This is a genomic window from Synechococcus sp. R55.7 (assembly GCF_047461955.1).
GTDB lineage: Bacteria > Cyanobacteriota > Cyanobacteriia > Thermostichales > Thermostichaceae > Thermostichus.
Genome location: NZ_JANSIC010000480.1, coordinates 1 through 649, shown reverse-complemented (window position 1 = coordinate 649; position 649 = coordinate 1). Strand labels below are relative to the sequence as shown.

Genomic DNA, 649 nt, shown 5'->3' with positions numbered 1-649 from the left:
ATCGGCCTCGATATCCTGTTCGCATCCTGTCACAGGGGATGGCCCCTGTCGATACGCCTAAACCTCTGATTGGCTCCCCAATAGAGTCAATTCCAACGTCAAAACCGGGCAAAGTCAACTGCCATCTGCCGTGCCGGATCCCACGTCCATCCTGGCAAAGGCCAGAAGATGACTGTAGGTGAGGATGTAAGGGATCCCTTTGATCAACTAACTTGTGTCGTGACCGCCGATCGCCGATCGATTTATGTCAGTTTATTGATATCAATTCACAAAAATAGCCCCTGTCTCTTGCAGATCGAGGCAATGATCGCCGGAGACATCGTTGACCAGCCGCACCTCTACGGTGATCACATTCAAGGGATCCACGCTCACCTGGTAGCCCACAGGAGCCAACATCGGCGTGTTGATGGCCATGCAATTGGGGATCAACAGGTTGCTCAGGCGCAACGTTTCGCCTGCAGGCAGTTCCGAGACTTTCTGGCGGGGATCGGTAAAGCCGTATTCCAAAGGCAGACCGGTGCGATTGCGGATCACCAGCTCTGCCGGCAGGTCGGGGTTGAAGCGGGCCACTGGGCGATCAAAAACCAATTGATCGACACCCACCGGTAAGCGCGGCAACGGCACTGTCTGAAAGGTAGGCTGAGCGGCA

The 649-nt window shown here is 55.2% G+C and carries 1 protein-coding gene; it reads right to left on the bottom strand.

The features are described from left to right. Positions 1-261: 261 nt before the first annotated feature. Positions 262-649, bottom strand: a 388-nt coding sequence (locus tag NW820_RS13255) for a hypothetical protein (protein ID WP_414407757.1), incomplete at its 5' end; no start/stop codon positions are given.